Source organism: Kitasatospora sp. NPDC048540, assembly GCF_040651175.1.
Lineage (GTDB): Bacteria > Actinomycetota > Actinomycetes > Streptomycetales > Streptomycetaceae > Kitasatospora.
The window spans coordinates 40,670-66,308 of sequence record NZ_JBEZIR010000026.1; the positions used below are offsets into that span (position 1 = coordinate 40,670).

General features: G+C 73.1%; 20 protein-coding genes, 1 tRNA gene and 1 riboswitch. Of the genes, 12 read left to right on the forward strand and 9 right to left on the reverse strand.

All coding sequences use genetic code 11. The features are described 5' to 3' along the window. Positions 1 to 45: 45 nt before the first annotated feature. The 4 genes from AB0D08_RS13310 to AB0D08_RS13325 all read left to right on the forward strand — a co-directional run bounded on the left by AB0D08_RS13310 (position 46) and on the right by AB0D08_RS13325 (position 7,273). Positions 46 to 3,045 (forward strand): UPF0182 family protein, encoded by a 3,000-nt coding sequence (locus AB0D08_RS13310; protein WP_063794533.1) that lies wholly within the window; start codon positions 46 to 48, stop codon positions 3,043 to 3,045. 56 nt (positions 3,046 to 3,101) lie between these two features. Further along, positions 3,102 to 3,175 (forward strand) — tRNA-Met (locus AB0D08_RS13315). A gap of 462 nt (positions 3,176 to 3,637) precedes the next feature. Further along, positions 3,638 to 5,611, forward strand: coding sequence for a tetratricopeptide repeat protein (locus AB0D08_RS13320; RefSeq protein WP_359888448.1), 1,974 nt, complete (start codon positions 3,638 to 3,640; stop codon positions 5,609 to 5,611). A 183-nt stretch (positions 5,612 to 5,794) separates the two neighbouring features. Next, positions 5,795 to 7,273, forward strand: a complete 1,479-nt coding sequence (locus AB0D08_RS13325) for a catalase (protein WP_359888451.1) — start codon at positions 5,795 to 5,797, stop codon at positions 7,271 to 7,273. 77 nt (positions 7,274 to 7,350) lie between these two features. On the opposite strand, the gene hisN is transcribed toward AB0D08_RS13325, so the two are convergent. The 5 genes from hisN to AB0D08_RS13350 form a co-directional block, all read right to left on the reverse strand. After that, a complete protein-coding gene (gene hisN, locus AB0D08_RS13330) occupies positions 7,351 to 8,148 on the reverse strand; it encodes a histidinol-phosphatase (protein WP_033825356.1) in 798 nt (265 codons plus the stop codon). A 92-nt stretch (positions 8,149 to 8,240) separates the two neighbouring features. After that, a complete protein-coding gene (locus AB0D08_RS13335; protein ID WP_033825357.1) occupies positions 8,241 to 8,564 on the reverse strand; it encodes a multidrug efflux SMR transporter in 324 nt (107 codons plus the stop codon). Positions 8,565 to 8,667: 103 nt separating this feature from the next. Beyond that, positions 8,668 to 9,723, reverse strand: coding sequence for a ribosome small subunit-dependent GTPase A (rsgA, locus tag AB0D08_RS13340; protein ID WP_033825358.1), 1,056 nt, complete (start codon positions 9,721 to 9,723; stop codon positions 8,668 to 8,670). Between the two features lie 16 nt (positions 9,724 to 9,739). After that, entirely contained in the window at positions 9,740 to 11,059 is a 1,320-nt protein-coding gene (gene aroA / locus AB0D08_RS13345; protein WP_033825359.1) for a 3-phosphoshikimate 1-carboxyvinyltransferase, read from the reverse strand. 98 nt (positions 11,060 to 11,157) lie between these two features. Further along, a complete protein-coding gene (locus AB0D08_RS13350; protein WP_033825360.1) occupies positions 11,158 to 11,871 on the reverse strand; it encodes a M50 family metallopeptidase in 714 nt (237 codons plus the stop codon). Positions 11,872 to 12,032: 161 nt separating this feature from the next. Here AB0D08_RS13350 and AB0D08_RS13355 point away from each other — a divergent pair, with 161 nt between their 5' ends. The 4 genes from AB0D08_RS13355 (at position 12,033) to rsrA (ending at position 14,776) form a co-directional block, all read left to right on the forward strand. Continuing rightward, on the forward strand, positions 12,033 to 12,782 hold the full coding sequence (locus AB0D08_RS13355) for an SOS response-associated peptidase (protein ID WP_033825361.1): 750 nt from the start codon (positions 12,033 to 12,035) through the stop codon (positions 12,780 to 12,782). A gap of 15 nt (positions 12,783 to 12,797) precedes the next feature. Continuing rightward, positions 12,798 to 13,433: an alpha/beta family hydrolase gene (locus AB0D08_RS13360; RefSeq protein ID WP_359888457.1), complete on the forward strand. Its 636-nt coding sequence runs from the start codon at positions 12,798 to 12,800 to the stop codon at positions 13,431 to 13,433. Positions 13,434 to 13,802: 369 nt separating this feature from the next. Continuing rightward, entirely contained in the window at positions 13,803 to 14,441 is a 639-nt protein-coding gene (locus AB0D08_RS13365; RefSeq protein ID WP_051814216.1) for a sigma-70 family RNA polymerase sigma factor, read from the forward strand. Then, complete coding sequence (gene rsrA, locus AB0D08_RS13370) at positions 14,438 to 14,776, forward strand: mycothiol system anti-sigma-R factor (RefSeq protein ID WP_033825363.1); 339 nt, start codon at positions 14,438 to 14,440, stop codon at positions 14,774 to 14,776. Before AB0D08_RS13365 ends, rsrA begins: the two co-directional genes overlap by 4 nt. Before the next feature lie 64 nt (positions 14,777 to 14,840). Here the strand turns inward: rsrA and AB0D08_RS13375 are convergent, their stop codons facing one another. Continuing rightward, on the reverse strand, positions 14,841 to 16,130 hold the full coding sequence (locus AB0D08_RS13375) for a carbohydrate-binding protein (protein ID WP_359888460.1): 1,290 nt from the start codon (positions 16,128 to 16,130) through the stop codon (positions 14,841 to 14,843). Between the two features lie 415 nt (positions 16,131 to 16,545). On the opposite strand from AB0D08_RS13375, the gene AB0D08_RS13380 reads away from it, so the two are divergent. From AB0D08_RS13380 to def, 4 genes are all read left to right on the forward strand, one after another. Continuing rightward, the gene (locus AB0D08_RS13380) at positions 16,546 to 17,967 is read left to right on the forward strand and encodes an HD-GYP domain-containing protein (protein ID WP_033818931.1); all 1,422 of its coding nucleotides are present in this window, start codon (positions 16,546 to 16,548) and stop codon (positions 17,965 to 17,967) included. Then, positions 17,964 to 19,274 carry an HD domain-containing phosphohydrolase gene (locus AB0D08_RS13385; protein ID WP_033818930.1) on the forward strand — a complete coding sequence of 437 codons (1,311 nt, stop codon included), beginning with the start codon at positions 17,964 to 17,966 and terminating at the stop codon, positions 19,272 to 19,274. Before AB0D08_RS13380 ends, AB0D08_RS13385 begins: the two co-directional genes overlap by 4 nt. A gap of 106 nt (positions 19,275 to 19,380) precedes the next feature. Further along, positions 19,381 to 20,370 (forward strand): tetratricopeptide repeat domain-containing protein, encoded by a 990-nt coding sequence (locus AB0D08_RS13390; RefSeq protein ID WP_033818929.1) that lies wholly within the window; start codon positions 19,381 to 19,383, stop codon positions 20,368 to 20,370. A gap of 97 nt (positions 20,371 to 20,467) precedes the next feature. Next, entirely contained in the window at positions 20,468 to 21,106 is a 639-nt protein-coding gene (def, locus tag AB0D08_RS13395) for a peptide deformylase (protein ID WP_359888463.1), read from the forward strand. A 63-nt stretch (positions 21,107 to 21,169) separates the two neighbouring features. Here the strand turns inward: def and AB0D08_RS13400 are convergent, their stop codons facing one another. The 3 genes from AB0D08_RS13400 to AB0D08_RS13410 all read right to left on the reverse strand — a co-directional run bounded on the left by AB0D08_RS13400 (position 21,170) and on the right by AB0D08_RS13410 (position 25,504). Further along, positions 21,170 to 22,165, reverse strand: a complete 996-nt coding sequence (locus AB0D08_RS13400; protein WP_051811962.1) for a ribonucleotide-diphosphate reductase subunit beta — start codon at positions 22,163 to 22,165, stop codon at positions 21,170 to 21,172. Positions 22,166 to 22,185: 20 nt separating this feature from the next. Then, on the reverse strand, positions 22,186 to 24,525 hold the full coding sequence (locus tag AB0D08_RS13405; RefSeq protein ID WP_359888485.1) for a ribonucleoside-diphosphate reductase subunit alpha: 2,340 nt from the start codon (positions 24,523 to 24,525) through the stop codon (positions 22,186 to 22,188). A gap of 259 nt (positions 24,526 to 24,784) precedes the next feature. Then, positions 24,785 to 24,921: riboswitch (cobalamin riboswitch) on the reverse strand. Positions 24,922 to 24,997: 76 nt separating this feature from the next. After that, on the reverse strand, positions 24,998 to 25,504 hold the full coding sequence (locus AB0D08_RS13410) for a GNAT family N-acetyltransferase (RefSeq protein ID WP_033818926.1): 507 nt from the start codon (positions 25,502 to 25,504) through the stop codon (positions 24,998 to 25,000). Positions 25,505 to 25,639 lie beyond the last annotated feature (135 nt).

Here is a 25,639-nt window from a genome sequence, read left to right on the forward strand (position 1 = left end):
ACACGTCCACGACACAACAGCAGAGGTGCCACCTTGGTATTCCAGATGCCGGATCGCCCCGGCCCGGGCTTCCGTGCCAGAGTCGGCCCGCCCTCCCGTCGCACCAAGGTGCTCCTGCTGACCGCGGGCGTGCTCGCCGCCCTGTTCGTGCTCTTCGTGCTGTTCTCCGGCGTGTGGACGGACTGGCTGTGGTTCAAGTCGGTCCACTACTCCTCCGTCTTCACCTCCCAGCTGTGGACCAAGGCCGGGCTGTTCGCCGTCTTCGGCCTGCTGATGGCCGTGGTGGTCGGGGCCAACCTCTGGCTGGCCTACCGGCTGCGCCCGCCGCTGGCCGCGATGTCGGTCGAGCAGCAGAGCCTGGACCGCTACCGGATGGGCGTGGCCCCGTACCGGAAGTGGCTGCTGATCGGCGTCTCGCTGCTGGTCGGCCTGGTCGCGGGCGCCGCGGCGAGCGGCCAGTGGCGGACCTGGATGCTGTGGACCAACGAGACCGCGTTCGGGGTGAAGGACAGCCAGTTCCACCTGGACGTCTCCTTCTACGCCTTCGAACTGCCCTGGTACGAGTTCCTGCTGGGCTTCGCGTTCAGCGCGGTGATCGTCTCGCTGCTGGCCTCGCTGCTGGTGCACTACCTGTACGGCGGCCTGCGGCTGCAGGGCCCGGGCCGCCGGGCCAGCGCCGGCGCGCAGGGCCATCTCGCGGTGCTGCTCGGCGTGTTCGTGCTGCTGAAGGCGGTGGCGTACTGGCTGGACCGGTACGCGCTGGCGGTGAAGTCCGGTGCGTACAAGGGCGTGGACGGCTGGACCGGCCTGCGCTACGTGGACGCCAACGCGTTCCTGCCGGCCAAGACCATCCTGTTCTTCGTCGCGATCATCTGCGCACTGCTGTTCTTCCTCACCCCGGTCCGCCGCACCTGGGCCCCGGCGCTGATCGGCTTCGGTCTGATGGCACTCTCGGCGGTGCTGATCGGCGGCCTGTACCCGGCGATCGTGCAGCAGTTCCAGGTCAAGCCGAACGAGCAGGCCAAGGAGACGCCGTACATCCAGAAGAACATCGACGCCACCAGGCAGGCGTACGGCATCGCGGACAGCCGGACCCAGCAGTACGACCCCAAGGGCACCACCAGCGCCGACGCGCTGAAGCCGGACGCCCAGACGGTCGCCGACATCCGGCTGCTGGACCCCAACGTGGTCTCGCCGACGTTCCAGCAGAACGAGGCGCTGCGCAAGTACTACGCGTTCCCCAAGACCCTGGACGTCGACCGGTACGGCAGCCAGGACACCGTGGTCGGCGTGCGCGAACTCGACCTGAACGGGGTCCAGCAGCGCAACTGGATCAACGACCACTTCAAGTACACCCACGGCTACGGCCTGGTCGCCGCCAAGGGCAACCAGGTCGACGCGCTGGGCAACCCGGTCTACACCGAGTCCTCGCTGCCGACCCAGGGTTCGCTCGGCGACTACCAGCAGCGGGTCTACTACGGCGAGAAGACCGGCACCTACTCGATCGTCGCCGGCACCGACATGGACGAGATCGACTACACCTCGGAGTCCGGCGCCGCGGTCAGCTACAAGTACAGCGGCGGCAGCGGTGTCTCGCTGGACAACCCGCTCACCCGGGCCGCGTACGCGGTGAAGTTCGCCGAGCCGCAGATCCTCTACTCCGGTGCGATCGGCGACGGCGCCAAGGTGATCTACGACCGCACCCCCAAGGAGCGGGTGGAGAAGGTCGCCCCGTGGCTGTCGATCGACGCCGACCCGTACCCGGTGGTGCAGGACGGCAAGCTGGTCTGGGTGCTGGACGGCTACACCACCTCGGACGGCTTCCCGTTCTCCTCCAAGACCACCCTCGGCGACGTCACCAAGGACTCGCTGACCGACCAGCGCGGCCGCACGCTGACCGCCGTCAACACGGTCAACTACATCCGCAACTCGGTGAAGGCCACCGTCGACGCCTACACCGGCGAGGTGACGCTCTACCAGTGGGACGACACCGACCCGGTGCTGAAGACCTGGATGAAGGCCTTCCCCGGCACGGTCAAGGCGAGGGCCGACATTCCGGCCACCCTGCTGCCGCACCTGCGGTACCCGCAGGACCTGTTCAAGGTGCAGCGCGACCTGCTCTCGCAGTACCACATGACCGACGCCAGCGGCTTCTTCAACGGCACCGACATCTGGCAGGTGCCGGTCGACCCGACCACCGCCGCCGGTGAGGTCCAGCCGCCGTACTACCTGACCGTCCGGATGCCCGACGCCCCGGCCGCGAGCTTCTCGCTGACCACCAGCTTCGTGCCCAGCGGCCGGGACAACCTGGCCGCCTTCATGGCCGTCAGCGCGGACCCCGGCCCGGACTACGGGAAGATCCGGATCCTCAAGGTGCCGAGCGGCTCCGGCGCGCTCGGACCGAAGCTGACCCAGGCCAAGTTCAACTCGGACCCGGCCGTGGCGAACCAGCTCACCCTGCTGCGCACCGGCACCGACTCCGACATCGAGTACGGCAACCTGCTGACCCTCCCGGTCGGCGGCGGCCTGCTCAACGTCGAGCCGGTCTACCTGCTCGGCCGCAGCGCCAAGGTCCCGGTGCTGAAGAAGGTCCTCGCGGTGTACGGCAACGACAACGTGGCGCTGGAGGACACCCTGGAGAAGGCGCTCGCCAAGGTGTTCGGCAACGCGGCCAGCGGCGCGCCGATCACGCCGACGGCGCCGACCGCACCGGGGACCACCCCGACCGCACCCACCACGCCCAGCCCGGGGAGCACCCCGAGCCCGGGTGCCACCCCGAGCACCCCGGGGCCGGGTACGGACCCGGCGGTGACCAAGGCGATCCAGGACGCGCAGAAGGCGTACGACGACAGCCAGGCGGCGCTGAAGAGCGGTGACTGGGCCAAGTACGGCGAGGCCCAGAAGGCGCTCCAGGAGGCGCTCAACCGGGCGGCCGCGGCGCAGTCGGCGGCGCAGCCGAGCGGCGGGGGCAGCCCCGCGCCGGCGCCTTCGCCGGGTGCGACCGGGTCGGCGGCGCCGAGTGCCTCGCCCACGCCCGGCTCCTGAGCTGCGGTAACCGATTGATGATCTGCCCCGCGTCCGTGCTACTGTGGAGTTACCGACGCGGGGTGGAGCAGCTCGGTAGCTCGCTGGGCTCATAACCCAGAGGTCGCAGGTTCAAATCCTGTCCCCGCTACTCAGTAGCAGAAGGCCCGGAGGATCAGATCCTCCGGGCCTTCGCCATGAGGTGGGTGTCATGAGTGGCCGAATGAGTGATCAACTCCGGTACGATGCCTGACCGGGGTTTGTGGGGGACAAGTGTCGGGAAATCGACAAAGCGCTGAAGCAATCTCGCCGGGCTTCGGCTCCGCCCCGTCAAATTCGTCCGGGGCAGGTGTACGCGGGTTGCGGGTGGTGCGACGATGGAGCACATGGGGGACGCAGTACGGCCGTTGACGGGCCGTCGGCTCCGACACGTCCCTCGGGGGTCCACTTCCGGCCGTGGGTCGGGTTCGCCCGGCCGTGGGCTGGGGTGGGGGTCCGTCCCGGTCGGGAGGCTGGGGTGGGGGTCCGTCCTGGTCGGGAGGCTGGGGTGGGGGTACCCCCGGCCGAAGGCTGGGGGAGGGTGCCGCAGCACTCTGGGGGAGCGGGAGTCGGCATGAAGCTGATCGGCAGGAACGAGCGAGGAGCGGGGACCGGCGCCGCCCGTGGCGCGGACGACCCGCACCACGGTATCGAGGCGGACACCGAGGGCTGGGCGATCAGCCCCGACGACACGCACACCGCTCTGCCCGCCCAGCGCACCGGGGTGCAGACCGCGCCGCGGCCCGAGGGCTACGGCCCCGAGAGCCTGGTGCACGTCTCCGCCCGGCAACTCGTCGACGCCATCGGCCCGTACGCCCGGAGCGCCGCCCCCGAGGCGGTCGAGCCGGAGGCCGCGAGCTTTGAGAGCGCCCTCGCCGCCCGCGAGCAGGCCGCCCTGGAGTCCCGGCACCGGCAGGCCGCCGACGGCGGTGACGCCAACGCGGCGAGCCAGCTCGGCGCGCTGCTGCTGCGCCGGGGCGACCTCGCCGACGCCGAGCCGTACCTGCGTTCGGCCGCGGCGGCCGGACTGCGGGCCGCCGCCAACAACCTGGGCGTGCTGCTGCACCAGCAGGGCCAGCGTGCCGAGGCCGCCCAGTGGTGGCGGCAGGCCGCCGTCGCGGGCAGCGCCCCGGCGGCGCACGCGCTCGGTCTGCAACTGCGCGACCAGGGCGAGGAGGAGGCCGCCGAGTACTGGCTGCACTTCGCGGCCGAGCACGGCCACCCGCTCGGGGCGTACGTGCTGGGCGATCTGATGGAGCATCGGCGCGACGTCCGGGCGGAGCGCTGGTTCAAGGCGGCCGCCGACGCCGGGCACCGCGAGGCCGCGTACCGGCTGGCCCGGATGCGGGAGGCGGCCGGTGACAAGGAGACCGCCGAGACCTGGTACCGCACCGCCGCCGCGCGCAGCCACGCCCGGGCCGCGCTGCGGCTCGGCGTGCTGCTGGAGGAGCGTGCGCAGGAGGAGCCCGCGCTGGTCGAGGAGGCCGCGCGCTGGTACCGGCAGTCCGCGCAGAACGGCGAGGCCCGGGCGGCCTGCGCGCTGGGCTTCCTGCTGCGCGACACCGGTGACCTGACCGCCGCCGCCGAGTGGTGGCAGGAGGCGGCCGACGCCGGTGACGGCACCGCGGCCAACGCGCTCGGCGCGCTGCACGCGAGCCGCAACGAGCCGGTCGAGGCCGAGCGCTGGTACCGGGTGGCACTGGAGGCGGGCGACCACAACGGCGCGTTCAACCTCGGCCTGCTGTGCGCGGGCGCCGGACGTGAGGCGCAGGCCGAGCAGTGGTACCGCCGTGCCGCCTACGCGGGGCACCGCGAGGCCTGCAACGCGCTGGCGGTGATCCTGCTGCAGCGCGGCGACGAGTCCGGTGCCGAGCCCTGGTTCTCCAAGGCGGCCGAAGCCGGCAGCGTGGACGGCGCGTTCAACCTCGGCGTGCTGCACGCCGGGCGCGGGGACCAGCAGCAGGCGCATGAGTGGTACGCGCGCGCCGCCGCGGAGGGGCACGGCGAGGCGGCGCTCCAACTGGCCGTCGCCCAGGAGCAGCGCGGCCACCTGACGGCGGCGCTGGAGCGCTACCGCCAGTCGGCGGTCGGCGGTTCCGCGGAGGGCGCGTTCCGGCTCGCCTCGCTGCTGGACCGGCGCGGTGACGCGGATTCCGAGGCCGAGCACTGGTACGCCGTGGCCGCGGACGCCGGGCACCGGCGGGCGCAGGTCCGGATGGGGGTGCGGGCGGCCGAGCGCGGCGCGCTGGAGATCGCCGAGAGCTGGTACCGGCGGGCGGCGGAGGCGGGGAGCCGCAGCGCGGCGTTCAACCTCGGGCTGCTGCTGGCCCGGCAGGACTCCGAGGCGGAGGCGATGCTCTGGTACACCCGGGCCGCGGATGCCGGACACGGGCGGGCGGCGCTGCGGCTCGCGCTGCTGGCGCTGCGGCGGGGTGAGCCGGTGCAGGCGGAGAACTGGTGCCGCCGGGCCGGCGAGTACGGGCCCGCGGAGGTCGCGGAGCGGGCGGCGCGGCTGCTGGGCGCGCTCAACGCGGAACTCAGCGCCTGAGGCGTACCCCTGGGGTGCTCCCCGGCGACGCTCAGGGTCACCCCCAGGGGCGCAGTTCCGCGCGCCCCTGAAAGCGCCCCTTCCGGTGATGTAGGTGGCCTCTGGGATTGGTGTGCGTGTTGACTTAGACAATGTCCAAGCTAGGATCTGGTCTGTCACGACCGGACCACGCGGAGGCATGCCATGACCACCCAGGACGACCTGCGGCCCACCCTCACCACGGAGGCCGGCGCGCCCGTCGCCGACAACCAGAACACCGAGACGGCCGGTGTGGGCGGCCCCGCGCTCCTCCAGGACCAGCACCTCTTCGAGAAGCTCGCGCACTTCAACCGCGAGCGCATCCCGGAGCGCGTGGTGCACGCCCGCGGCGCGGGCGCGTACGGCACCTTCACGGTGACCGCCGACGTGACGCCGTACACCAGGGCGGCGTTCCTGTCCGAGGTCGGCAAGCAGACCGAGACCTTCCTGCGGTTCTCCACCGTGGCGGGCAGCCTGGGCTCCGCGGACGCGGTCCGCGACCCGCGCGGCTTCGCGCTGAAGTTCTACACCGAGGACGGCAACTACGACCTGGTCGGCAACAACACGCCGGTCTTCTTCATCAAGGACGCCGTCAAGTTCCCGGACTTCATCCACACCCAGAAGCGCGACCCGTACACCGGTTCGCAGGAGGCGGACAACGTCTGGGACTTCTGGGGCTTCTCGCCCGAGTCCACCCACCAGGTGACCTGGCTGTTCGGCGACCGCGGCATCCCGGCCACGCTGCGGCACATGAACGGCTACGGCTCGCACACCTACCAGTGGCAGAACGAGGCCGGCGAGCACTTCTGGGTCAAGTACCACTTCAAGACCGACCAGGGGATCCGCAACCTCACCCAGGCCGAGGCCAACGCGCTCGCCGGTGAGGACCCGGACAGCCACCAGCGGGACCTGCGCGAGTCGATCGAGCGCGGCGAGTTCCCGAGCTGGACCGTGCAGGTGCAGATCATGCCCGCCGCCGACGCCGCCGCCTACCGGTTCAACCCCTTCGACCTGACCAAGGTCTGGCCGCACGCCGACTACCCGCCGATCGAGATCGGCCGCCTGGAGCTCAACCGCAACCCCGACAACGTGTTCGCCGAGGTCGAGCAGTCGATCTTCTCGCCGGCGCACTTCGTCCCCGGCATCGGCCCGTCCCCGGACAAGATGCTCCAGGGCCGGCTGTTCGCCTACGCGGACGCCCACCGCTACCGCGTCGGCATCAACGCCGACCACCTGCCGGTGAACCGCCCGCACGCCACCGAGGCGCACACCAACCACCGCGACGGCCACCTCTACGACGGCCGCCACGGCCGCCGCAAGAACTACGAGCCCAACAGCTTCGGCGGCCCGGTGCAGACCGGCCGCCCGCTGTGGGCCGCCGTCCCGGTGGCCGGCGCCACCGGCACCCACGAGGCCCCCGCGCACGCCGAGGACGACGACTTCGGGCAGGCCGGCACCCTCTACCGGCTGTTCTCCGAGGAGGAGAAGCAGCGCCTGATCGCCAATCTCGCGGGCTTCATCGCCAAGGTCTCGGCCGACCGCGACGACATCGTCGAGCGGGCGATCGACAACTTCCGCCGGGCCGACGCCGACTACGGCCGCCGCCTGGAGGAGGCCGTCCGCGGGCTGCGCAAGCAGAAGTAGCGCTGGCCGCACGAGCTGCGGGCCCGGGAGCAGCACGGCTGCTCCCGGGCCCGCGACCAGTCGGCCGGACGAGCGGCTCACACGCTCAGCCGGCGCAGCGCCTCCTCGTGCAGCAGCCCGTTGCTGGCGACCGCGTCCGCGCCGTTCGGCCCGTCGTAGCCGTCCAGCCCGGTGAAGCGGCCGCCGGCCTCCTGCACCACGATGCACGGCGCGGCCATGTCCCACAGGCTCAGCTCGGGCTCGGCCGCGATGTCCACCGCGCCCTCGGCGACCATCATGTACGACCAGAAGTCGCCGTACGCCCGGGTCCGCCAGCAGGCCCGGGTGAGGTCCAGGAACGGGTCGAGCCGCCCGCGCTCCTCCCAGCCGGTGAGCGAGGAGTAGGAGAGCGAGGCGTCGCCGAGGTCGGCCACGCCCGAGACCGAGATCCGGCTCGCCTTGGCCAGGCTGCGGCCGGCGTACGCGCCCAGGCCCTTGGCCGCCCACCAGCGGCGGTTCAGCGCGGGGGCGGAGACGATGCCGACCACCGGCTGCAGCTCGCCGTCCACGCCCTCCTCCAGCAGTGCGATCAGGGTGGCCCAGACCGGTACCCCGCGGACGTAGTTCTTGGTGCCGTCGATCGGGTCGACCACCCAGCGCCGGGGGCCGTTGCCCTGCAGGCCGTACTCCTCGCCGAGCACCGCGTCGCGCGGCCGGGCCCGCTGCAGCACGCTGCGCACCAGCTCCTCGGCGGCCTTGTCGGCGTCGCTGACGGGCGTCAGGTCGGGCTTGGTCTCGACCTTGAGGTCCAGCGCCTTGAAGCGCTCTATGGTGACGGAGTCGGCCGAGTCGGCGAGGACGTGGGCAAGGCGGAGATCGTCGTGGTAGTCGGCCATGCCCGAACGATAGCGAGCCGCCCGCGATCCCGACACCACGGCTCGCTCGGTGGACGCGAGGGCCGGCCGGACCGCCCGGGCCGCCGCGGCCGTCAGTGCCCGCCGCCGCTGAGCTGGAGCCCGACCACCCCGGCGATCACCAGGCTGATCGAGAGCAGCTTCAGGGTGCTGCTGGACTCGTCCAGGAAGACCATGCCGTACACCGCGGTGCCGGCCGCCCCGATCCCGGTCCACACCGCGTAGGCGCTGCCCACCGGCAGGTACTTCAGCGAGAGGGTGAGCAGACCGAAGCTGCCCAGCGCGAAGCAGCAGAACGCGACGGTGGGCCAGAGCTTGGTGAAGCCGTGGCTCAGCTTGAGGTTGACCGCGAAGCCCGTCTCCAGCAGACCGGCGAGGACCACCATGGCCCATGGCATCGCGCTGTCTCCCTGCGCCCGGCGGCACCGGACCGGACGGTCCGACCTTCCTATGATCGCCACGCCGGGGCCGTCCGACACCTCCCGACCGGCCGAACGTGGGTCAGTCGCCCTCGCCCGCCTCGCGGGTGGAGAGCAGCCGGCGCAGCGAGTACAGCCGGGCCGGGTCGGCGTGCCCGTCCGCGACCCAGGCGTCCAGGGCGCAGTCCGGCTCGTCGTGGCTGCAGGCGCGCGGGCAGTCCACGGTGCCCGGCTCCAGGTCGGGGAAGGCGAGGATGACCCGGGACGGGTCGATGTGCGAGAGCCCGAAGGACCGGAAGCCCGGGGTGTCGATCACCCAGCCCGGATCGAGCGCCTTCTTGGAACCCGGCTTGACCCCGGGCGGCGGCGGCAGCCGTAGTGCCAGCGCCGACACGGTGGTGTGCCGGCCGCGCCCGGTGACGGCGTTGACGTGCCCGGTGGACCGCTGGTGCAGCGGTACCAGCGCGTTCACCAGGGTGGTCTTGCCGACGCCGGAGTGGCCGATGAAGACCGTGGACAGTCCGCGCAGCCGCTCCCGGACCGCCTCCGCGCCGGCCGTCTCCAGCTCGTCCCGCCGGGTCACCACGTACCGGATGCCCAGCGGCGCGTACGCCTCCAGCAGCGGCTCGGCCGGGGCCAGGTCGGACTTGGTGAGCACCAGCAGCGGCTCCATCCCGGCGTCGTACGCCGCCACCAGGCAGCGGTCGATCAGCCGGGGCCGCGGCTCCGGGTCGGCCAGCGCGGTGACGATCGCCAGCTGCTGGGCGTTGGCGACCACGATCCGCTCGTACGGGTCGTCGTCGTCCGCGGTGCGCCGCAGCACCGAGCTGCGCTCCTCGACCCGGACGATCCGGGCCAGCGTGTCGGCCTCGCCGGACAGGTCGCCGACCACGTTCACCACGTCGCCGACCACCACGCCCTTGCGGCCCAGCTCGCGCGCCTTCATGGCGATGACCTGGCGCTCCTGCTTGGTGCCCGCGTCCACCAGGCAGGTCAGCCGGCCCCGGTCCACGGTGAGGATCATCGCCTCGGCGGCGTCCTCGTGCTTGGGCCGGATCCGCGTCCGCGGCCGGGAGCCCTTGCGGCCCGGGCGGTTGCGGATGTCGTCCTCGTCGGCGTCCTTGCCGTAGCGGCGCATGCTGTTCTACTTCCCGTCAGCTCTGGCCCAGCAGGTCGGCCCACATCTGCGGGAAGTCCGGAAGGGTCTTGGCGGTGGTCGCCACGTTCTCCACCTCGACGCCCTTGACCGCGAGGCCGAGCACGGCGGCGGCGGTGGCGAGGCGGTGGTCCTCGTAGGTGTGGAAGACGCCCCCGTGCAGGGTCCGCGGGCGGATCCGCAGGCCGTCCTCGGTCTCGGTGACGTCGCCGCCGAGGTCGTTGATCTCCTTGGCCAGCGCGGCCAGCCGGTCGGTCTCGTGCAGCCGCAGGTGGGCGATGCCGTACAGGTGGGACTCCGAGTCGGCGAGCGCCGCCACCGCGGCGATCACCGGGGTGAGCTCGCCGACGTCGTGCAGGTCGGCCTCGATGCCGTGGATCCGGCCGGTGCCGGTGAACTCCAGGCCCTCGTCGGTGAAGCGGCACTCGCCGCCCATCCGGGTGTACAGCTCGCGCAGCTGGTCGCCCGGCTGGTAGGTGTGCTTCGGCCAGTCCCGGACGGTCACCCGGCCGCCGGTGACCAGCGCGGCGGCGAAGAACGGCGCCGCGTTGGAGAGGTCCGGCTCGACCACCAGGTCGCGGCCGATCAGCGCGCCCGGGGTGACCCGCCAGACGTCCTTCTCGCCGCCGTCCTCGGGGGCGTCGACCTGGCCGCCGGCCTTGCGGACCATGTCGACGGTCATCCGGATGTGCGGCAGCGAGGGCACGGTGGAGCCGGTGTTCCGGATCTCCACACCGTTGTTGTAGCGGGCGCCGGACAGCAGCAGGGCGCTGACGAACTGGGAGGAGGAGGACGCGTCCAGCTCGACCGGGCCGCCGTCCAGCGAACCGGTGCCGTGCACGGTGAGCGGGAAGCCGCCGCGCCCGCCGTCGTCGATCCGCGCCCCGAGGGCGCGCAGCGCGTCGATCACGCCGTGCTGGGGGCGCTCGTAGCAGCGCGGGTCGCCGTCGAAGTGGACCGCGCCGTCGGCGAGCACCGCGAGCGGGGGCAGGAAGCGCATCACGGTGCCGGCGTTGCCGACGTCGACCTGGGCCGGGCCGCGCAGCCGGCCGGCCGGGATGACCCGCCAGGCCTCGCCGCCGCCGGTGCCGCCGCTGGCCGCGTTGACCGTCTCCTCGATGCCGACGCCGAGCGCCCGCAGACCGTCCGCCATCAGCTGCGAGTCGCGGCTGCGCAGCGGCCGGCGGACCCAGCCCGGGCCGTCGGCGAGCGCCGCCAGCACCAGCGCGCGGTTGGTCGCGGACTTCGAGCCGGGGATGGTCACGGTCGCGTCGACGGCGGCGGTGGCGACGGGTGCAGGCCACAGGGTGTCGGTCATGCGCCAAGTCTAGGGGTGGTGGGTGTACCGGCCGGTGCGGCGCCCGGGCGCGTGCCGGGGGCGTGCGGACGTCGCGCCCCGCCCCGGCCGGCCGCAGCTCAGTGGGTGGGCCAGTCCAGCAGCCGGCCGCCGCCGATCAGCAGGCACACCAGCGAGACCACCAGGAACAGCGTGACCCACAGCAGCGGGCTGACCCCGGTCAGCCGGCCGAGCTGGTCGGCGTCCGAGTCGGGCGCCCCGCCGTGCCGCCGCTTGCGCTGCAGCTCGACCACCGGCCGTACCCCGGCCAGCAGCAGGAACCAGACGCCCAGGTAGGCGAAGCCCGCCTGCAGCTCGTCGCCGCCGTACCAGGAGACCAGCACGAACGCGGCGCCGGTGACCACCACCGAGAGCACGCCGAAGGCGTTCCGGATCATGATCAGCATGCCGGCCAGCAGCAGGATGGAGATCCACAGCAGCGCGGTGACCCGGCCGGCGGCCAGCAGGGCGGCGCCGCCGAGCCCCAGCAGCGACGGCGCCGTGTAGCCGGCCGCCGCGGTCAGCACCATGCCGGGACCGGTCGGCGGACCGGAGGACAGGGTCAGGCCCGAGGTGTCGGAGTGCAGCCGGATGCCCGACAGCCGCCGCCGGGTGAGCAGGGCGACCAGGCCGTGTCCGCCCTCGTGCGCGATGGTCACCACGTTGCGGCTCAGCCGCCAGGCCGGGTGCAGCACCACCGCGAGCAGCGCGGCGGCGGCGGTGGCCAGCACCAGCCAGCCAGGCGGCATGGGCTGCGGGTCCACCAGCCGGTGCCACACGTCAGCGATGTCCATCCGTACCGTCCACCTCGCTCGGTCCTCTGCCGGAGCGGCAGCCTCCCATGCGGGGACGGTGCAGCGGTAGCGCGCGGTTCTCCCCGCGGCCGTCCCGGTCGGCGGGTCCGTTCCGCGCAACCCCGCCGTGCGGCGGCGGCGGGCATGGCAAGCTGATCTCCATGTGCGGTCGCTTCGCCTCCTCCACCAAGCCCGAGGACCTGGTCGAGCTCTTCGGGGTGGAGCAGTGGGATCCCGCGGAGACGCTCGCGCCGAGCTGGAACGTGGCCCCCACCGACCGGGCCTACGTGGTGCTGGACCGCACCCCCAGGGGCGGCCCGGCGCCGGTGCGGCAGCTGCGGGTGCTGCGCTGGGGCCTGGTGCCCGCGTGGTCGAGGTCGGCGGAGACCGCGGTCAAGATGATCAACGCCCGGGCCGACACCGTGCACGAGAAGCCGGCCTACCGGCAGGCCTTCGCCTCCCGCCGCTGCCTGCTCCCGATCGACGGCTACTACGAGTGGCAGCAGATACCCGGCGCCAAGGGCCGGGCCGGCAAGCAGCCGTACTTCGTCTCCCGCGCGGACGGCGGGGTGCTGGCGCTGGCCGGCCTGTACGAGTTCTGGCGCGACCGCACGCTGCCCGCCGACCACCCGGACGCCTGGCGGGTCACCTGCACGGTCGTCACCACCGAGGCCGAGCCGCTGCTGGCGCCGATCCACGAGAGGATGCCGCTCTTCCTCGACCCGGGCGGCTTCGACGCCTGGCTCGACCCGGACCGCACCGACCCGGACGACCTGCGGTCGCTGCTGGCGCCGCCCGCCCCCGGCGCGCTGCGGGTGCACCCGGTGGGCGCCGCCGTCGGCAGCATCCGCAACAACGGTCCCGAGCTGGTCCGCGAGCTGACCGACGAGGACCGCACCACCCTCTTCTGACCCCCGGAGCCACGCGTGCAGAGTCTGGTCCCCACCCCCGCCGGCGACGCCCGGATCACCCTGTTCGAGCCGGCCGGCCGGCCGCGGGCCACGCTGGCGCTCGGCCACGGCGCCGGCGGCGGCGTGGAGGCCGCCGACCTGCAGGCGCTGGCGCGGGTGCTGCCGCCGCTCGGCTTTGCCGTCGCGCTGGTCGAGCAGCCCTGGCGGGTGGCCGGGAAGAAGGTCGCGCCGCCGCCGAAGACCCTGGACGGCGGCTGGCTGCCGGTGGTCCCGGCGCTGTCCGCGGCCGAGGTGCCGCTGGTGGTCGGCGGCCGCAGCGCGGGCGCCCGGGTGGCCTGCCGGACCGGTCTGGCGTCCGGGGCGGCCGGCGTGCTGGCGCTGTCCTTCCCGCTGCACCCGCCGGGCCGCCCCGAGCGCAGCCGGGCCGCCGAACTGCTCGGCACCGGTCTGCCCACCCTGGTGGTGCAGGGCGGCGCGGACACCTTCGGCGGGCCCGGGGAGTTCCCGCGGCTGCCCGCCACCCACCGGCTGGTGGAGGTGCCCGAGGCGGGCCACGGGTTCAAGGTCCCCAAGCGTGCCGCGCTCGGTCCGCAGGAGGTGCTGGACCTGATCACCGGCGCGGTCGCGGACTGGCTGGCCCGCCTGGTCTGAGCCGCCCGGCCGGGCCGCCGCCGCGCCCGGGAATGCGAAACGGTGTCCGATGGTTGACCCCACCGTCAGCAGAGTCCCGGGTGAAAGGCGGCGCAGCACATGGGTTCGATCGCGTGCCCCGAGCGGCCGGAGGAGCGAGCGGCGGCCAACGCCCTCGTACCCGACTGGTCGGAGTGGCTGGTCGCGGGCGAGAAGCCCGTGAGCCCGATATCCTCCATCTCGGGTCGGCCCGTGGTGGGCCGGGCCGGTGCTGTCGAGGAGGTGGGTCCGGTCGTCGCGACCGATGACGAGTCCGTGCCGGACGTGGGCACCCCGGACGAGGGGCTGCCCGCGGGCGGGGCGCTGACCGGCGAGGAGCTGGCCGAGGCGATCGGCGAGGACACCTTCCGGGTGTCCGCGGACGAGAGCGAGGAGGCCCGGCGCGAGCGCTTCGAGCGCGACGCGCTGATGTACCTCGACCCGATGTACTCGGCGGCGCTCCGGATGACGCGCAACCCGGCCGACGCGGAGGACCTGCTGCAGGAGGCGTTCGCCAAGGCGTACGCGTCCTTCCACCAGTTCCGTGAGGGCACCAACCTCAAGGCGTGGCTGTACCGCATCCTCACCAACACCTTCATCAACTCGTACCGCAAGAAGCAGCGCGAGCCCCAGCGCACCGCGGCCGAGGAGATCGAGGACTGGCAGCTGGCCCGCGCCGAGTCGCACATGTCGACCGGGCTGCGCTCGGCCGAGGCGCAGGCACTCGACCACCTGCCGGACAGCGACGTGAAGGACGCCCTGCAGGCGATCCCGGAGGAATTCCGCATCGCGGTGTATCTCGCGGACGTAGAGGGCTTTGCGTACAAGGAGATCGCGGACATCATGGGTACACCCATCGGTACGGTGATGTCCCGACTGCACCGGGGCCGTCGTCAGCTGCGCGGCATGCTGGAGGATTACGCCCGTGACCGCGGGCTGGTCCCGGCGGGCAGTGGAGCAGGGCAGGAAGCGAAGGGCGCGGGCTCATGAGCTGCGGCGATCCGCACGACACCGAGTGTGGCGAGGTGCTCGACCACCTCTACGAATTCCTCGACAACGAGATGGCCGAGGGCGACTGCGCCAAGCTGCGGGTGCACTTCGAGGAGTGCTCCCCCTGCCTGGAGAAGTACGGTCTCGAACAGGCCATCAAGGCGCTGATCAAGCGGTCCTGCGGCTGCGACGACACGCCCGCGGACCTGCGCACCAAGGTGCTGGCGCGGATCGACTCGATCCGGGCCGGCCAGCGCTCCGCGCAGGCCGCCGCGGCCTCGGCCGACGGTCCGCCGGCCGGGCACGGCGCCCCGGCGGCGGCCACCGCCGAGTAGCGTCCCGGCACCCGCACGCGCGCGGGCCGGCCCCGGGCGGTCCCGGAGCCGGCCCGCGCCGTCGTCAGCAGGGACCGTCGTCGGCCCAGACGCCCCACTGGCCGCTGGCCGTCGGGACCTCGTTCAGGGTCCACCACTTCGCGTGGTACTTGTGGCCCTGGTAGGAGACCTGGTTGCCGTTGGTGTAGGTGGTGGTGGCGCTCCAGGCCGGCAGCGTGCAGGAGCCCGAGGTGGGGCTGGTGCTGGGGCTCGGGCTGCTCGGCGGCGGACTGGTCGGCGGGGTGGTGGGCGGCGTCGCCCCGGCGAACTTCACGGTGAACTTGGTGAAGTCCCAGTCGTTCTGCGCCACGCTGGAGCAGGAGCCGGACAGGCCCGGATCGACCGAACCCGCGCACTGGCGGTCCCGGTTGACGGACCAGTAGGTGTAGCGGGCCAGCCTGTGCGCGGTGGCGAAGTCCAGCACGGTCTGGAAGTCGGCCTGCCGGAAGTACTCGGCGGCGTCGGTGCGGCCGTTCATCAGCGAGACGCCCTCGTGGGCGTAGGCGGTGGCCTCACTCCAACCGAAGGTGGTCTGCAGGATCTGGTTGAACTTCACCAGCGCGTCGGTCTGCGCGGCGGCGCCGTTGAAACCGCCGTCGAACGGCATGATCGAGTAGTTGTCCGGGCTGAAGCCCTGGCCCTTGGCCTCCAGCAGCATCTGGGTCCCGAACCAGCCGGTGCCCGCGTTGGTGCCGGCCGTGGTGATGGAGACGTACAGGCCGGGGTTGTCGCGCTGGAGGATCTTCGCGGCGCCGATCTCGTTGTGGATCGCCGCGGTGTTCTCGTACTCGGGCTCCTCCAGGTCGAAGTCGATCGCCTTGAGCTGGTACTTGGTGATCACCTTCTGGTACCCGGCCGCGGTCGCCTCCGGAGTGCCGCAGCCCTGGCCGAGCTTGTTGCCGCCGTAACCGCCGACCGAGACCGAGACGTCGCCGCCCTTGGCCCGGATCTTCTGGATGACCGCGGGCATCACGGTGTCGGTGTCGATCGAGGAGGTGCCGCCCCACGCGGGCCGACAGCCGCCCGCGTCCAGGATGAAGGCCAGCTGGAAGGCCTTCTGGCCGGTCGCGTCCATCACCGCGGCCGGGTCCGGCGGGCTGTTGTCCTCCGGCATCAGGTACGGCGCCGAGGCGTACCAGTTGCTGCCCAGGGCTTCGGCGGCGGCCGGGGCGGCGGACGCCGCGGTGCCGGACAGCGCGGCCACGCCGCCGGCCAGCAGGCCGAGCGCGGCGGTGGCGGCGGCGGCGACCGCGCCCCGGCGGCGGCGGTGCCGTCCGGGCGTGGCGGCGGGGGAGCGGAGCTTGGTGCGTTCCATGGCGGAACCTCTCCGAGTGGGGGTGTGGGGGATCGCCCGTGCGCGGCGGGGCGCGGACGGATGGCGCTGAACCGAGGTGCGCAGCAGGGGGATTGCGGCCCGGGACCGACCTGACCGGAGACCGGGCTGCTCCATAAAATGGACTGGACCACCTGTGGGGGTCAAGAGCCCGGGGCAGGCTTGGGACTCTCTTAAGGTCCCGTTGCGGCGCGGCGGTGGATCCGGCCCACCGGCACGCCGTTTCACTCGTTCGGGTGAGCTGTCGCGGTGGCGGCAGCGGCAATCCGCCATCGTGCGCCGCAGCCCGCGGGTCGCGCCCTATCCTCCTGACTGGCCCTCACGACGCAGGGCCGGAGCACGCGGTGGGGAGGCCGGTATCGCCAGGAATCGCGACGGGGCGCCCCTGCCGGGCCCGGTGGCCGTCTGTGTCGCCGGGGTGCTGCTGGCCGGCCTGCTGTGCCTGCTGCCCCTGGTGGCGCCCGCGCCCGCCGACTGGCTCGGCGGCCCGGTGGACCTGCGGCGGCTCGCGCCCCTGGCGCTGCTGCACCTGTGCCTCGAATCGCTCGCGGACGGCATGCCCACCCCGTGCTCCCGGCTCTGGCGCCGGCTGGCGGGCCGAGCCCCGCACCCCGACCAGCCGGGCCGGCGCGGTGGCAGCAGCTTCTTCCCGGTCCTGTTCGCGGGTGTGCTGATGCTGCCCCCGGCCGCCGCCGCGCTGGTCGCGGTGCCGGCCGCGCTGTTCGGCAACGCCGCCCGGCCCGGTCCGGTGCGCCGGCTGTGGAACGCCGCCCAGCTGGCGCTGGCCGCCTTCGCCGGGGCCGTCGTCTTCCACCTGCTCGGCGGCCCGCGCCTGCTGCTCGGCTCCCGCTTCCCCGCCGCGGCGCTCGGCGCACTCGCCGCCGTCCTGGTGTTCTGCCTGGTCAACGGCGTCCTGGTGGGCATCGTGCGGCGGCTGTCCGGCAGCGGCGAACCGATCGGCGGCCCCCGGGCGCTGTGGGCGTGCCTGGTGGCCGCGCTGCTGCACGGCGCGGCCGGACTGATGGTCGCCGTGCTCTGGCAGGGCCCGTACGGCGCGCTCGCGGTGCTGCTGGCCCTGCTGCCGCTGTCCATCTCCGCCTGGGTGTCCGCACAGACCCACCGGGAGCAGGCCGCCCACCGGGCCACCGTCCAGGCCCTGGTGCAGGCGGTGGAGATCAAGGACGCCTACACCCGCGGGCACAGCGAGCGGGTCGGCCGGGCCTCGGTGCTGATCGCCCGCCAGCTCGGCATGGCCGAGGACCGGATCCGCACCCTGCACTTTGCCGGCACCCTGCACGACGTCGGCAAGCTGGCCGTCGCCACCGAACTGCTGCGCCGCAACGGCCCGCTCAGCGAGGCCGAACGGCACGCGGTCGAGGTGCACCCGGTGGCCGGCCACGAACTGGTCCGCGACCTCGCCTTCCTCGGTGAGGCCCGGGACGGCATCCTGCACCACCACGAGCGCCTCGACGGCCGCGGTTACCCGGACGGGCTGGCCGGCAGTCGGATCCCCGAGTTCGCCCGGATCATCTCGGTCGCCGACGCTTTCGACTCGATGACCTCCACCCGCTCCTACCGGCGCGGCCGCCCGGTCGACGAGGCGGTGGCGGAGCTCGGTCGCTGCGCCGGCAGCCAGTTCGACCCGGTGATGGTCGGCGCGCTGGTCAGCGCCCTGGACCAGCACGGCTGGCAGGTCGAGCCGCCGCCGCCCGGCGGCTGGGACGGCGAGGTGCCGGACATCCCGCTCGGGGTGCCCGAGCCGGCCCGCCGGTCCCGCGGCCGGGGCGCCGCGGTCCCCACCCGGGGCGGCTCCTCGTGAGCGGGGCGGCGCCCGCGGCGCTGTACGGGGCGGCGGCGGGGCTGTTCGTGGCGGCGCTGGCGCACACCGTCGCGCACGGTCTGGCCGAGCCGGCCGTCGCGCTGGCCTTCGTCGCGCTGATCGCGGCCGGCGAGTGCGTCCGGGTGGTCCTGCCGGGCGACCGCGAGCAGGCCCCGGTCGGCACCGCCGCGGCCCTGGCGTACGCCCTGCTCGGACCGCTGCGCGGGCTGCCTACCTCGCACGGCACTCTCCAGGTGGTGACCGTGGCCGGGCTCGGCACGCTGGCCGGGGCGCTGCTGCGGCGCCTCGCCGGGCGTCCGCCCGGGGCGGCCCGGGCGCGGGCCGACGCCGCCGTACGGCGGCTGCTCACGGCGGCCTTCGCCGCGGTGCTGTTCCAGCCGCTGTACACCAGCGGCGCGATCGACCGGCTCCCGCTGACCGGACCCCGGTACGGGGCGTTCCTGATCGCGGTGGCCGCGCTCGCCGCGCTCTGCGACGCCGCGCTGGCGGCCGTGCTGCAGCGCTCCCGCACCGGGGTGCGGTTCGCCGCCGCGCTGGAGGACGAGCTGCGGTCGCTGGCCGGGATCGGTTCGGCGATCGTCGCCACCGGGATGCTGCTGAGCCTGCTGGCGGGCGAGGTCGGGCTGTGGGCGCTGCCGCTGTTCTGCTCCCCGCTGCTGCTGGCGCGGGCCGCCTTCCGCCGGGCGGCGGCCGTCCGTACCACCACCGGGCAGACCATCGCCGCGCTGGCCCGGGCCACCGAGGTGGCCGGCTACACCACGCCCGGCCACGCCCGGCGGGTCGCCGACACCGCCTGCGCACTCGGCCGGGAGCTGGGCCTCGGCACCCGGGACCTCGCCTTGCTGGAGTACGCGGCGCTGATGCACGACATCGGCCAGCTCTCCCTGGTCGAGCCGGTAGCGGACGGCGCGACCGCCCTGCTGCCCGCCGAGGAGCAGCAGCGGATCGCCCGGCTGGGCAGCGAGGTGATCCGGCGCACCGGGGTGCCCCGGCAGGTCTGGCAGCAGGTCGCCATGCTGGCCGATCCGGGGCGGCTGCCCGACGGCCGCCCGGACCGTTCGCTGCCGGTGGCCGCCCGGATCATCCGGGTCGCCAACGCGCACGACGACCTGCTGACCGCCGCGCGCAGCGCCGGCCTGACCGAGGTGGCGGGACGGCTGGAGGCGCTGGAACGGCTCCGGCTGGAACGCGGCCGCGCCTACGACCCGGTGGTGCTGGACGCGCTGGTCAGAGTGGGTGGCGGGGGACCGGCGGCGACGGTGGGTGACGGCCGTGCGGCCAACTGAACGACCGCGCGGGGAGCGCGTGTCACGGGTGCCGTGGTTGGATGCGGTCGTGGCGGGAACACCCGAGGCGGGGCGACCCGGTGACGACGGACGGCAAGGGACGAACGTGAGGATCTTCCACCGCACACGGCACCGGCCGTCTGCCACCTGGCGGCAGACGACCGACCGGGCCTTCACGCTGATCGGCGACGGCCGGTACGAGGACGCCGGGGCCCTGCTGGTGATGGCCGCGGACCTCGAACCGTGGCTCTCCGACTCCTGGTTCAACCTGGCCCTGCTGCACAAGTTCCGCCGTGACTGGGAGCAGTCGCGCACCGCGGGCCTGCGGGCCGTCGCCCTGCTGGACCGCGGCCAGGGCGCCCCGGACTGGTGGAACCTCGGCATCACCGCCACCGCCCTGCAGGACTGGCCGCTGGCCCGCCGCGCCTGGCAGGCGTACGGCCTGAAGCTGCCCGGCGCCCCCGCCGCGGCCGCCGCCGCGACGATCGAGCTGGACCTGGGTACCACCCCGGTGCGGCTGTCCCCGGACGGCGAGTCCGAGGTGGTCTGGGGCCGCCGGCTGGACCCGGCCCGGATCGAGGTGCTGTCCATCCCGCTGCCGTCCTCCGGCCGCCGCTGGGGCGAGGTGGTGCTGCACGACGGCGCCCCGAACGGCGAGCGGGTCGCGGATTCGGTGGCGTACCCGGTCTTCGACGAGATCGAGCTGTGGGCGCCCTCCCCGGTGCCGACCCATGTGGTGCTGCTGCAGGCCGCCACCGCGGGTGACCGGGACGCCCTGGAGCGCCTGGTGTCGGACGCGGGGTACGCGGCCGAGGACTGGACATCCTCGGTGCGGCTGCTGTGCCGGGCCTGCTCGGAGAGCCGGATGGCGATCGATGACGGCCGGACCGTGCACCACGACCCGCACGACGACGGCGACGCCTTCCACCCCGGCCACCTGAGCCACCTCAGCCAGGGCAGCACCGGCACCGCCTGGCTGGCGGAGCGGGAGTGCGGGATCGCCGCGCCCACCGCGCTGGTGCGGATCCTGCTGGAGCGCTGGGTGGCCGCCTCCCCCGCCACCCGGGCCTACCGGGATCTGGAAGAGGTCTGCTGAGGCTCCGTGCGGGCTTCGCGGAGTAAGGACCGGCCGGGATCGGGGGGCCGTACCCTTGAGCGGTACATCCGGTAGATCCACGAAAGCGGAAGCGACCATGGCGGACCAGCACGACCACGAGCACGACCACGAGCACGGCCACGACCACGACGAGCCCGCGGCCCAGCAGGTGATCGGGGAGGTGCCCGACCTCTCCAAGGGCACCGCCCGGCCGATCACCGTGGTCGGCAACCCCGTCCTGCACCGCGAGTGCCAGGACGTCACCTCGTTCGACGCCGAACTCTCCGCGCTGATCGACGACATGTTCGTCTCGATGGAGGCGGCCCAGGGCGTCGGCCTGGCGGCCAACCAGATCGGCGTGGACCTCAAGGTCTTCGTCTACGACTGCCCGGACGACGAGGGCGTGCGCCACATCGGCCACGTGATCAACCCGGTGCTGGAGGAGCTCCCGGCCGGCCGCCGGGTCCTCGACGACTCGCCCGAGGGCTGCCTGTCGGTGCCCACCGCCTACATGGACCTGGCCCGCCCGGACTACGCGGCGGTCACCGGCCAGGACAAGGACGGCAACCCGATCCGGGTCGAGGGCACCGGCTTCTTCGCCCGCTGCCTGCAGCACGAGACCGACCACCTGTACGGGTACCTGTACATCGACCGGCTCTCCAAGCGCGATCGCAAGGACGCCCTGAAGCAGATGGCGGAGGGCACCGCCCGCTACGCCACCGTGCCGAACGCCTGACGGACCGGCAACGCGCAAGGGCCGGCCCGGGGATGACCCCGGGCCGGCCCTCGCGCGTGCTGGCTAGAAGTCGTCGTCGAAGGCGACCGAGCCCTCGACCGCGACCTGGTACGCCGAGACCCGGCGCTCGAAGAAGTTGGTCAGCTCCTGCACGTTCTGCAGCTCCATGAACCCGAACGGGTTGCTGGAGCCGTAGCGAACCGGCATGCCGAGGCGGGCGAGCCGCTGGTCGGCGACGGCCTGCAGGTACTCGCGCATGGACTCGGTGTTCATCCCGGGCAGGCCCTCGCCGCAGAGGTCGCGGGCGAACTGGAGCTCGGCCTCGACGGCCTCCTCCAGCATCTCGGTGACCTGCTTGGCCATCTCGTCGTCGAAGAGGTCGGGCTCCTCCTCGCGGACCGTGTCCACCACCGAGAAGGCGAAGTCCATGTGCATGGACTCGTCCCGGAACACCCAGTTGGTGCCGGTGGCCAGGCCGTGCAGCAGGCCGCGGCTGCGGAACCAGTACACGTAGGCGAAGGCGCCGTAGAAGAACAGGCCCTCGACGCAGGCCGCGAAGCAGATCAGGTTCAGCAGGAACGCGCGGCGGTCGTCCTTGGACTGCAGCGAGTCCAGGTGGTCGACGGCGTTCATGTACTTGAAGCAGAACTGCGCCTTCTGGTGGATGGAGGGGATGTTCTCCACCGCGTCGAAGGCCGCCGCCCGGTCCTCGGGATCGGGCAGGTAGGTGTCGAGCAGCGTCAGGTAGAACTGGACGTGCACGGCCTCCTCGAACAGCTGCCGGGACAGGTAGAGCCGGGCCTCGGGGGAGTTGATGTGCTTGTAGAGGCTCAGCACCACGTTGTTGGCGACGATCGAGTCACCGGTGGCGAAGAAGGCGACCAGCCGGCCGATCATGTGCCGCTCGCCCTCGCTCAGCTTGGCGAGGTCGGCGACGTCGGAGTGCAGGTCCACCTCCTCCACGGTCCAGGTGTTCTTGATCGCGTCCCGGTACCGGTCGTAGAACGACGGGTAGCGCATCGGACGCAGGGTCAGCTCGAACCCGGGGTCGAGCAGCATCTTCTCGCGATCGGCGGAACTCACTGGCAGGCCTCGCAGGACTCGGGGTTCTCCAGGGAGCAGGCGAGGGCCGCCGCCTCCTCCGGGGTCAGGGTCGGGGTGGGCACCGGCACCGGGGCGGCGGTGCGGGCGGCGCCGGACGCGGCCTGGGCGATCCGGGTGGCCGGGCGCGAACGCAGGTAGTAGGTGGTCTTCAGACCGACCTTCCACGCGTAGGCGTACATCGAGGAGAGCTTGCCGATGGTCGGCGCCGCCATGAAGAGGTTCAGCGACTGGCTCTGGTCGATGTACGGCTGCCGGGCGGCGGCCAGGTCGATCAGGGCGCGCTGCGGCAGCTCCCAGGCGGTGCGGTACAGCGAGCGCACCTCGGCGGGCAGCCAGCCCAGGTCCTGGACCGAGCCGTTGGACTCGCGCAGCGAGTCGCGGGTCTGCTGGTCCCAGACGCCGAGCTCCTTGAGCTCACGCACCAGGTACGGGTTGACCTGGAGGAACTCGCCGGACAGCGTCTCGCGCTTGAACAGGTTGGAGACCTGCGGCTCGATGCACTCGTACACGCCGGCGATCGAGGCGATGGTGGCGGTCGGCGCGATGGCCAGCAGCAGCGAGTTGCGCAGGCCGGTGGTGGCGATCTTCGCGCGCAGCGCGTCCCAGCGCTCGGTCCACTGCGGGGCGGTGTCGAAGTGGTCGATGTGCAGCTGGCCGCGGGCGGCGCGGGTCTCGCCGTACGCGCTGTGCTGCCCGAACTCCTCGGCCAGCTCGCTGGAGCGCTCGTAGGCGGTCAGCATGATGCGCTCGGCGATCAGCGTCGACAGCTGCTTGGCCTCGGCCGAGTCGAAGTCGATCCGCAGCTTGAAGAAGACGTCCTGCAGGCCCATCACGCCCAGGCCCACCGGGCGCCAGCGCGAGTTGGAGTTCCCGGCCTCGGGGGTCGGGTAGAAGTTGATGTCGATGACCCGGTCGAGGAAGGTCACGGCGGTGCGCACGGTGGCGTCCAGCCGGTCCCAGTCCATCGCGCCCGTGAGGTCGGCGACGGTGGCGCCGTCGGCCACGTGGGCACCGAGGTTGACCGAGCCCAGGTTGCAGACCGCGGTCTCGGAGTCGTCGGTGACCTCCAGGATCTCGGTGCACAGGTTGGAGGAGTGCACCGTGCGGCCGGGCAGCGCGGTCTGGTTGGCGGCGCGGTTGGAGGCGTCCTTGAAGGTCATCCAGCCGTTGCCGGTCTGCGCCAGGGTGCGCATCATCCGGGCGTACAGGGTCTGCGCGGGGATGGTGCGCACGGCCTTGCCGGCCTGCTCGGCCTTCAGGTACGCCTCGTCGAAGTCGGCGCCCCACAGGTCGACCAGCTCGGGCACGTCGGCCGGGGAGAACAGCGACCAGTCGGCGTTGGCGTTCACCCGGCGCATGAACTCGTCCGGGATCCAGTGCGCCAGGTTCAGGTTGTGGGTCCGGCGGGCCTCCTCGCCGGTGTTGTCGCGGAGCTCCAGGAACTCCTCGATGTCGGCGTGCCAGGTCTCCAGGTAGACACAGGCGGCGCCCTTGCGCCGGCCGCCCTGGTTGACCGCGGCGACCGAGGAGTCCAGGGTGCGCAGGAACGGCACGATGCCGTTGGACTTGCCGTTGGTGCCCCGGATCAGGCTGCCGCGCGAGCGGATCCGGCTGTAGGACAGGCCGATGCCGCCGGCGTGCTTGGACAGCCGGGCGATCTGCGCGTAGCGCGAGTAGATCGAGTCCAGGTTGTCCAGCGGCGAGTCCAGCAGGTAGCAGCTGGACATCTGCGGGTGCTTGGTGCCGGAGTTGAACAGGGTCGGCGAGGACGGCAGGTAGGAGAGCGCGCTCATCAGCGCGTACAGCTCCGCGACCTCGCGCACCGCCTGCTCGCCGTCGCCCACGGCGAGGCCCGCCGCCACCCGGAGCAGGAAGTGCTGCGGGGTCTCGATCACCTTGCGGGTGATCGGGTGGCGCAGCAGGTAGCGGGACTGCACGGTGCGCAGGCCGAAGTACTCGAAGCGGTCGTCGCCGCGCTCGTCGATCAGGGCGTCGAAGGCGTCCGCGTGCTTGGCCACGAAGTCCGCGGTGGTGTCGCCGATCAGGCCCTCGGCGTGGCCGACGGCGATCGAGGCGGCGAACGACACGGCGCCCTGGCCGACGGCCTCGTCCGAGATCTCCAGCGCCAGCAGCCGGGCGGCGAGCTTGGAGTACTGCGGGTCCTCGGCGATCATCGACGCGGCGGCCTCCACGGCCAGTCCACGCAGCTCCGCGAAGTCGGAGCCGGCGTGGCGGCCGCGCAGCGCGGCGGCGGCGACGTGGCCGGGGTCCACCTGAGGAAGGTCGGCGCTGCGGTCGGTGAGCAGGCGCAGCAGCGCGGCACCGGGATCAGCGTCGGCGGTGGTGGTGGCACCACCCGGCCGGAGGCTGGGGGAGGAACCCTGGGACGGCAGGGCGACTGAGGCGGCGACGGTCAAGGCGCACTCTCTCCTGTGGCGGCGGCGGACGAGATCGGCCGGACCGTTTCAGGCAGGGCGGAGCGGCACGCCGAATCACCAGGCGTGCGTGGTCCCACCCCGGCCCACCCGCGAGGCCCGGACAAGTACTGCGGTGCTGCAAGGCATCTGCGGGGAAGCCGTGTGGCACGCCGTCGGCAGGTCTCGGACTCGCGGGTCAGGGTGTTGCGAAGCCCGCTCACCGTTGCGGGGCAGTCCCGGACTCCCACCGGGTTCCCCTGCGTCGACAGCGAGAGCGAGCATACATGTTGTGGGCGGGGTCAGGATGCGCCACCAGATGTAGTGCCGCGTGTCGTGGTCGCTCGACTGCGTTGCGCCACGGGGTGAGCCGTCAGAATGTGATCGAATAGACGATCACATCAATGCCGGGGGCCGGCTCCCAGTCCCGCTCGGGGCTCCGCCGGAACCCCAGCCGTTCGTAGACGCGGTGTGCCGCGGTCATCGCCGGACGGGTGGAGAACGCCATCCCGGTCAGCCCCAGCTCCCGGCTGCGGGCCATCGCGGCCCGTACCAGCGCGCTCCCGGCGCCCCGGCCGCGGGCCGCCCGGGCCACCGCCAGCATCCGGATCTCGCCCTCGTGCGGCGCCGCGATGTCGGCCCACGGATTGCCGCCCGGGGCGAAGGTCACACTGCCGAGCACGGCTCCGCCGGCCGGGTCGACGGCGACGAGGAGCTCGGCCTCCTCGGCGCGGCGCCGGGTGTCCCGCAGGAGCTCGGGATAGGGCCCGTCCGGGCGGCTGTAGCCCTCGCCGACGTAGACCTCGACCGAGAGGGCTCCGGCGGCGTCCAGGTCCTCGGGGAGGGCCCGGCGGATGACGAGGTCGGGGGCGGTGTCCATGCCACCAGTCTGCCGGGGCCGCGGTCGGCGGCGGCAGCCAGGGTGGTGGCGAGCCGGGTGGTGAACGGCGGCGCGGCCGGGGGCGGGCTGGTGGTCGCGGCGCCCGCGCCCGCCGCGGCGCCGTGCAGCCGGTCC

Coding starts and splice junctions, on each gene's coding strand:
- AB0D08_RS13335 (WP_033825357.1), bottom strand. CDS start 8,564: ATGCCATGGGCCATGGTGGTCCTCGCCGGTCTGCTGGAGACGGGCTTC.
- AB0D08_RS13400 (WP_051811962.1), bottom strand. CDS start 22,165: ATGCTGCTCGACCCCGGGTTCGAGCTGACCCTGCGTCCGATGCGCTAC.
- aroA (WP_033825359.1), bottom strand. CDS start 11,059: ATGACCGACACCCTGTGGCCTGCACCCGTCGCCACCGCCGCCGTCGAC.
- AB0D08_RS13320 (WP_359888448.1), top strand. CDS start 3,638: ATGAAGCTGATCGGCAGGAACGAGCGAGGAGCGGGGACCGGCGCCGCC.
- AB0D08_RS13310 (WP_063794533.1), top strand. CDS start 46: ATGCCGGATCGCCCCGGCCCGGGCTTCCGTGCCAGAGTCGGCCCGCCC.
- AB0D08_RS13410 (WP_033818926.1), bottom strand. CDS start 25,504: ATGGACACCGCCCCCGACCTCGTCATCCGCCGGGCCCTCCCCGAGGAC.
- def (WP_359888463.1), top strand. CDS start 20,468: ATGGCGGACCAGCACGACCACGAGCACGACCACGAGCACGGCCACGAC.
- AB0D08_RS13325 (WP_359888451.1), top strand. CDS start 5,795: ATGACCACCCAGGACGACCTGCGGCCCACCCTCACCACGGAGGCCGGC.
- AB0D08_RS13355 (WP_033825361.1), top strand. CDS start 12,033: ATGTGCGGTCGCTTCGCCTCCTCCACCAAGCCCGAGGACCTGGTCGAG.
- AB0D08_RS13375 (WP_359888460.1), bottom strand. CDS start 16,130: ATGGAACGCACCAAGCTCCGCTCCCCCGCCGCCACGCCCGGACGGCAC.
- rsrA (WP_033825363.1), top strand. CDS start 14,438: ATGAGCTGCGGCGATCCGCACGACACCGAGTGTGGCGAGGTGCTCGAC.
- hisN (WP_033825356.1), bottom strand. CDS start 8,148: ATGGCCGACTACCACGACGATCTCCGCCTTGCCCACGTCCTCGCCGAC.
- rsgA (WP_033825358.1), bottom strand. CDS start 9,723: ATGCGCCGCTACGGCAAGGACGCCGACGAGGACGACATCCGCAACCGC.
- AB0D08_RS13350 (WP_033825360.1), bottom strand. CDS start 11,871: ATGGACATCGCTGACGTGTGGCACCGGCTGGTGGACCCGCAGCCCATG.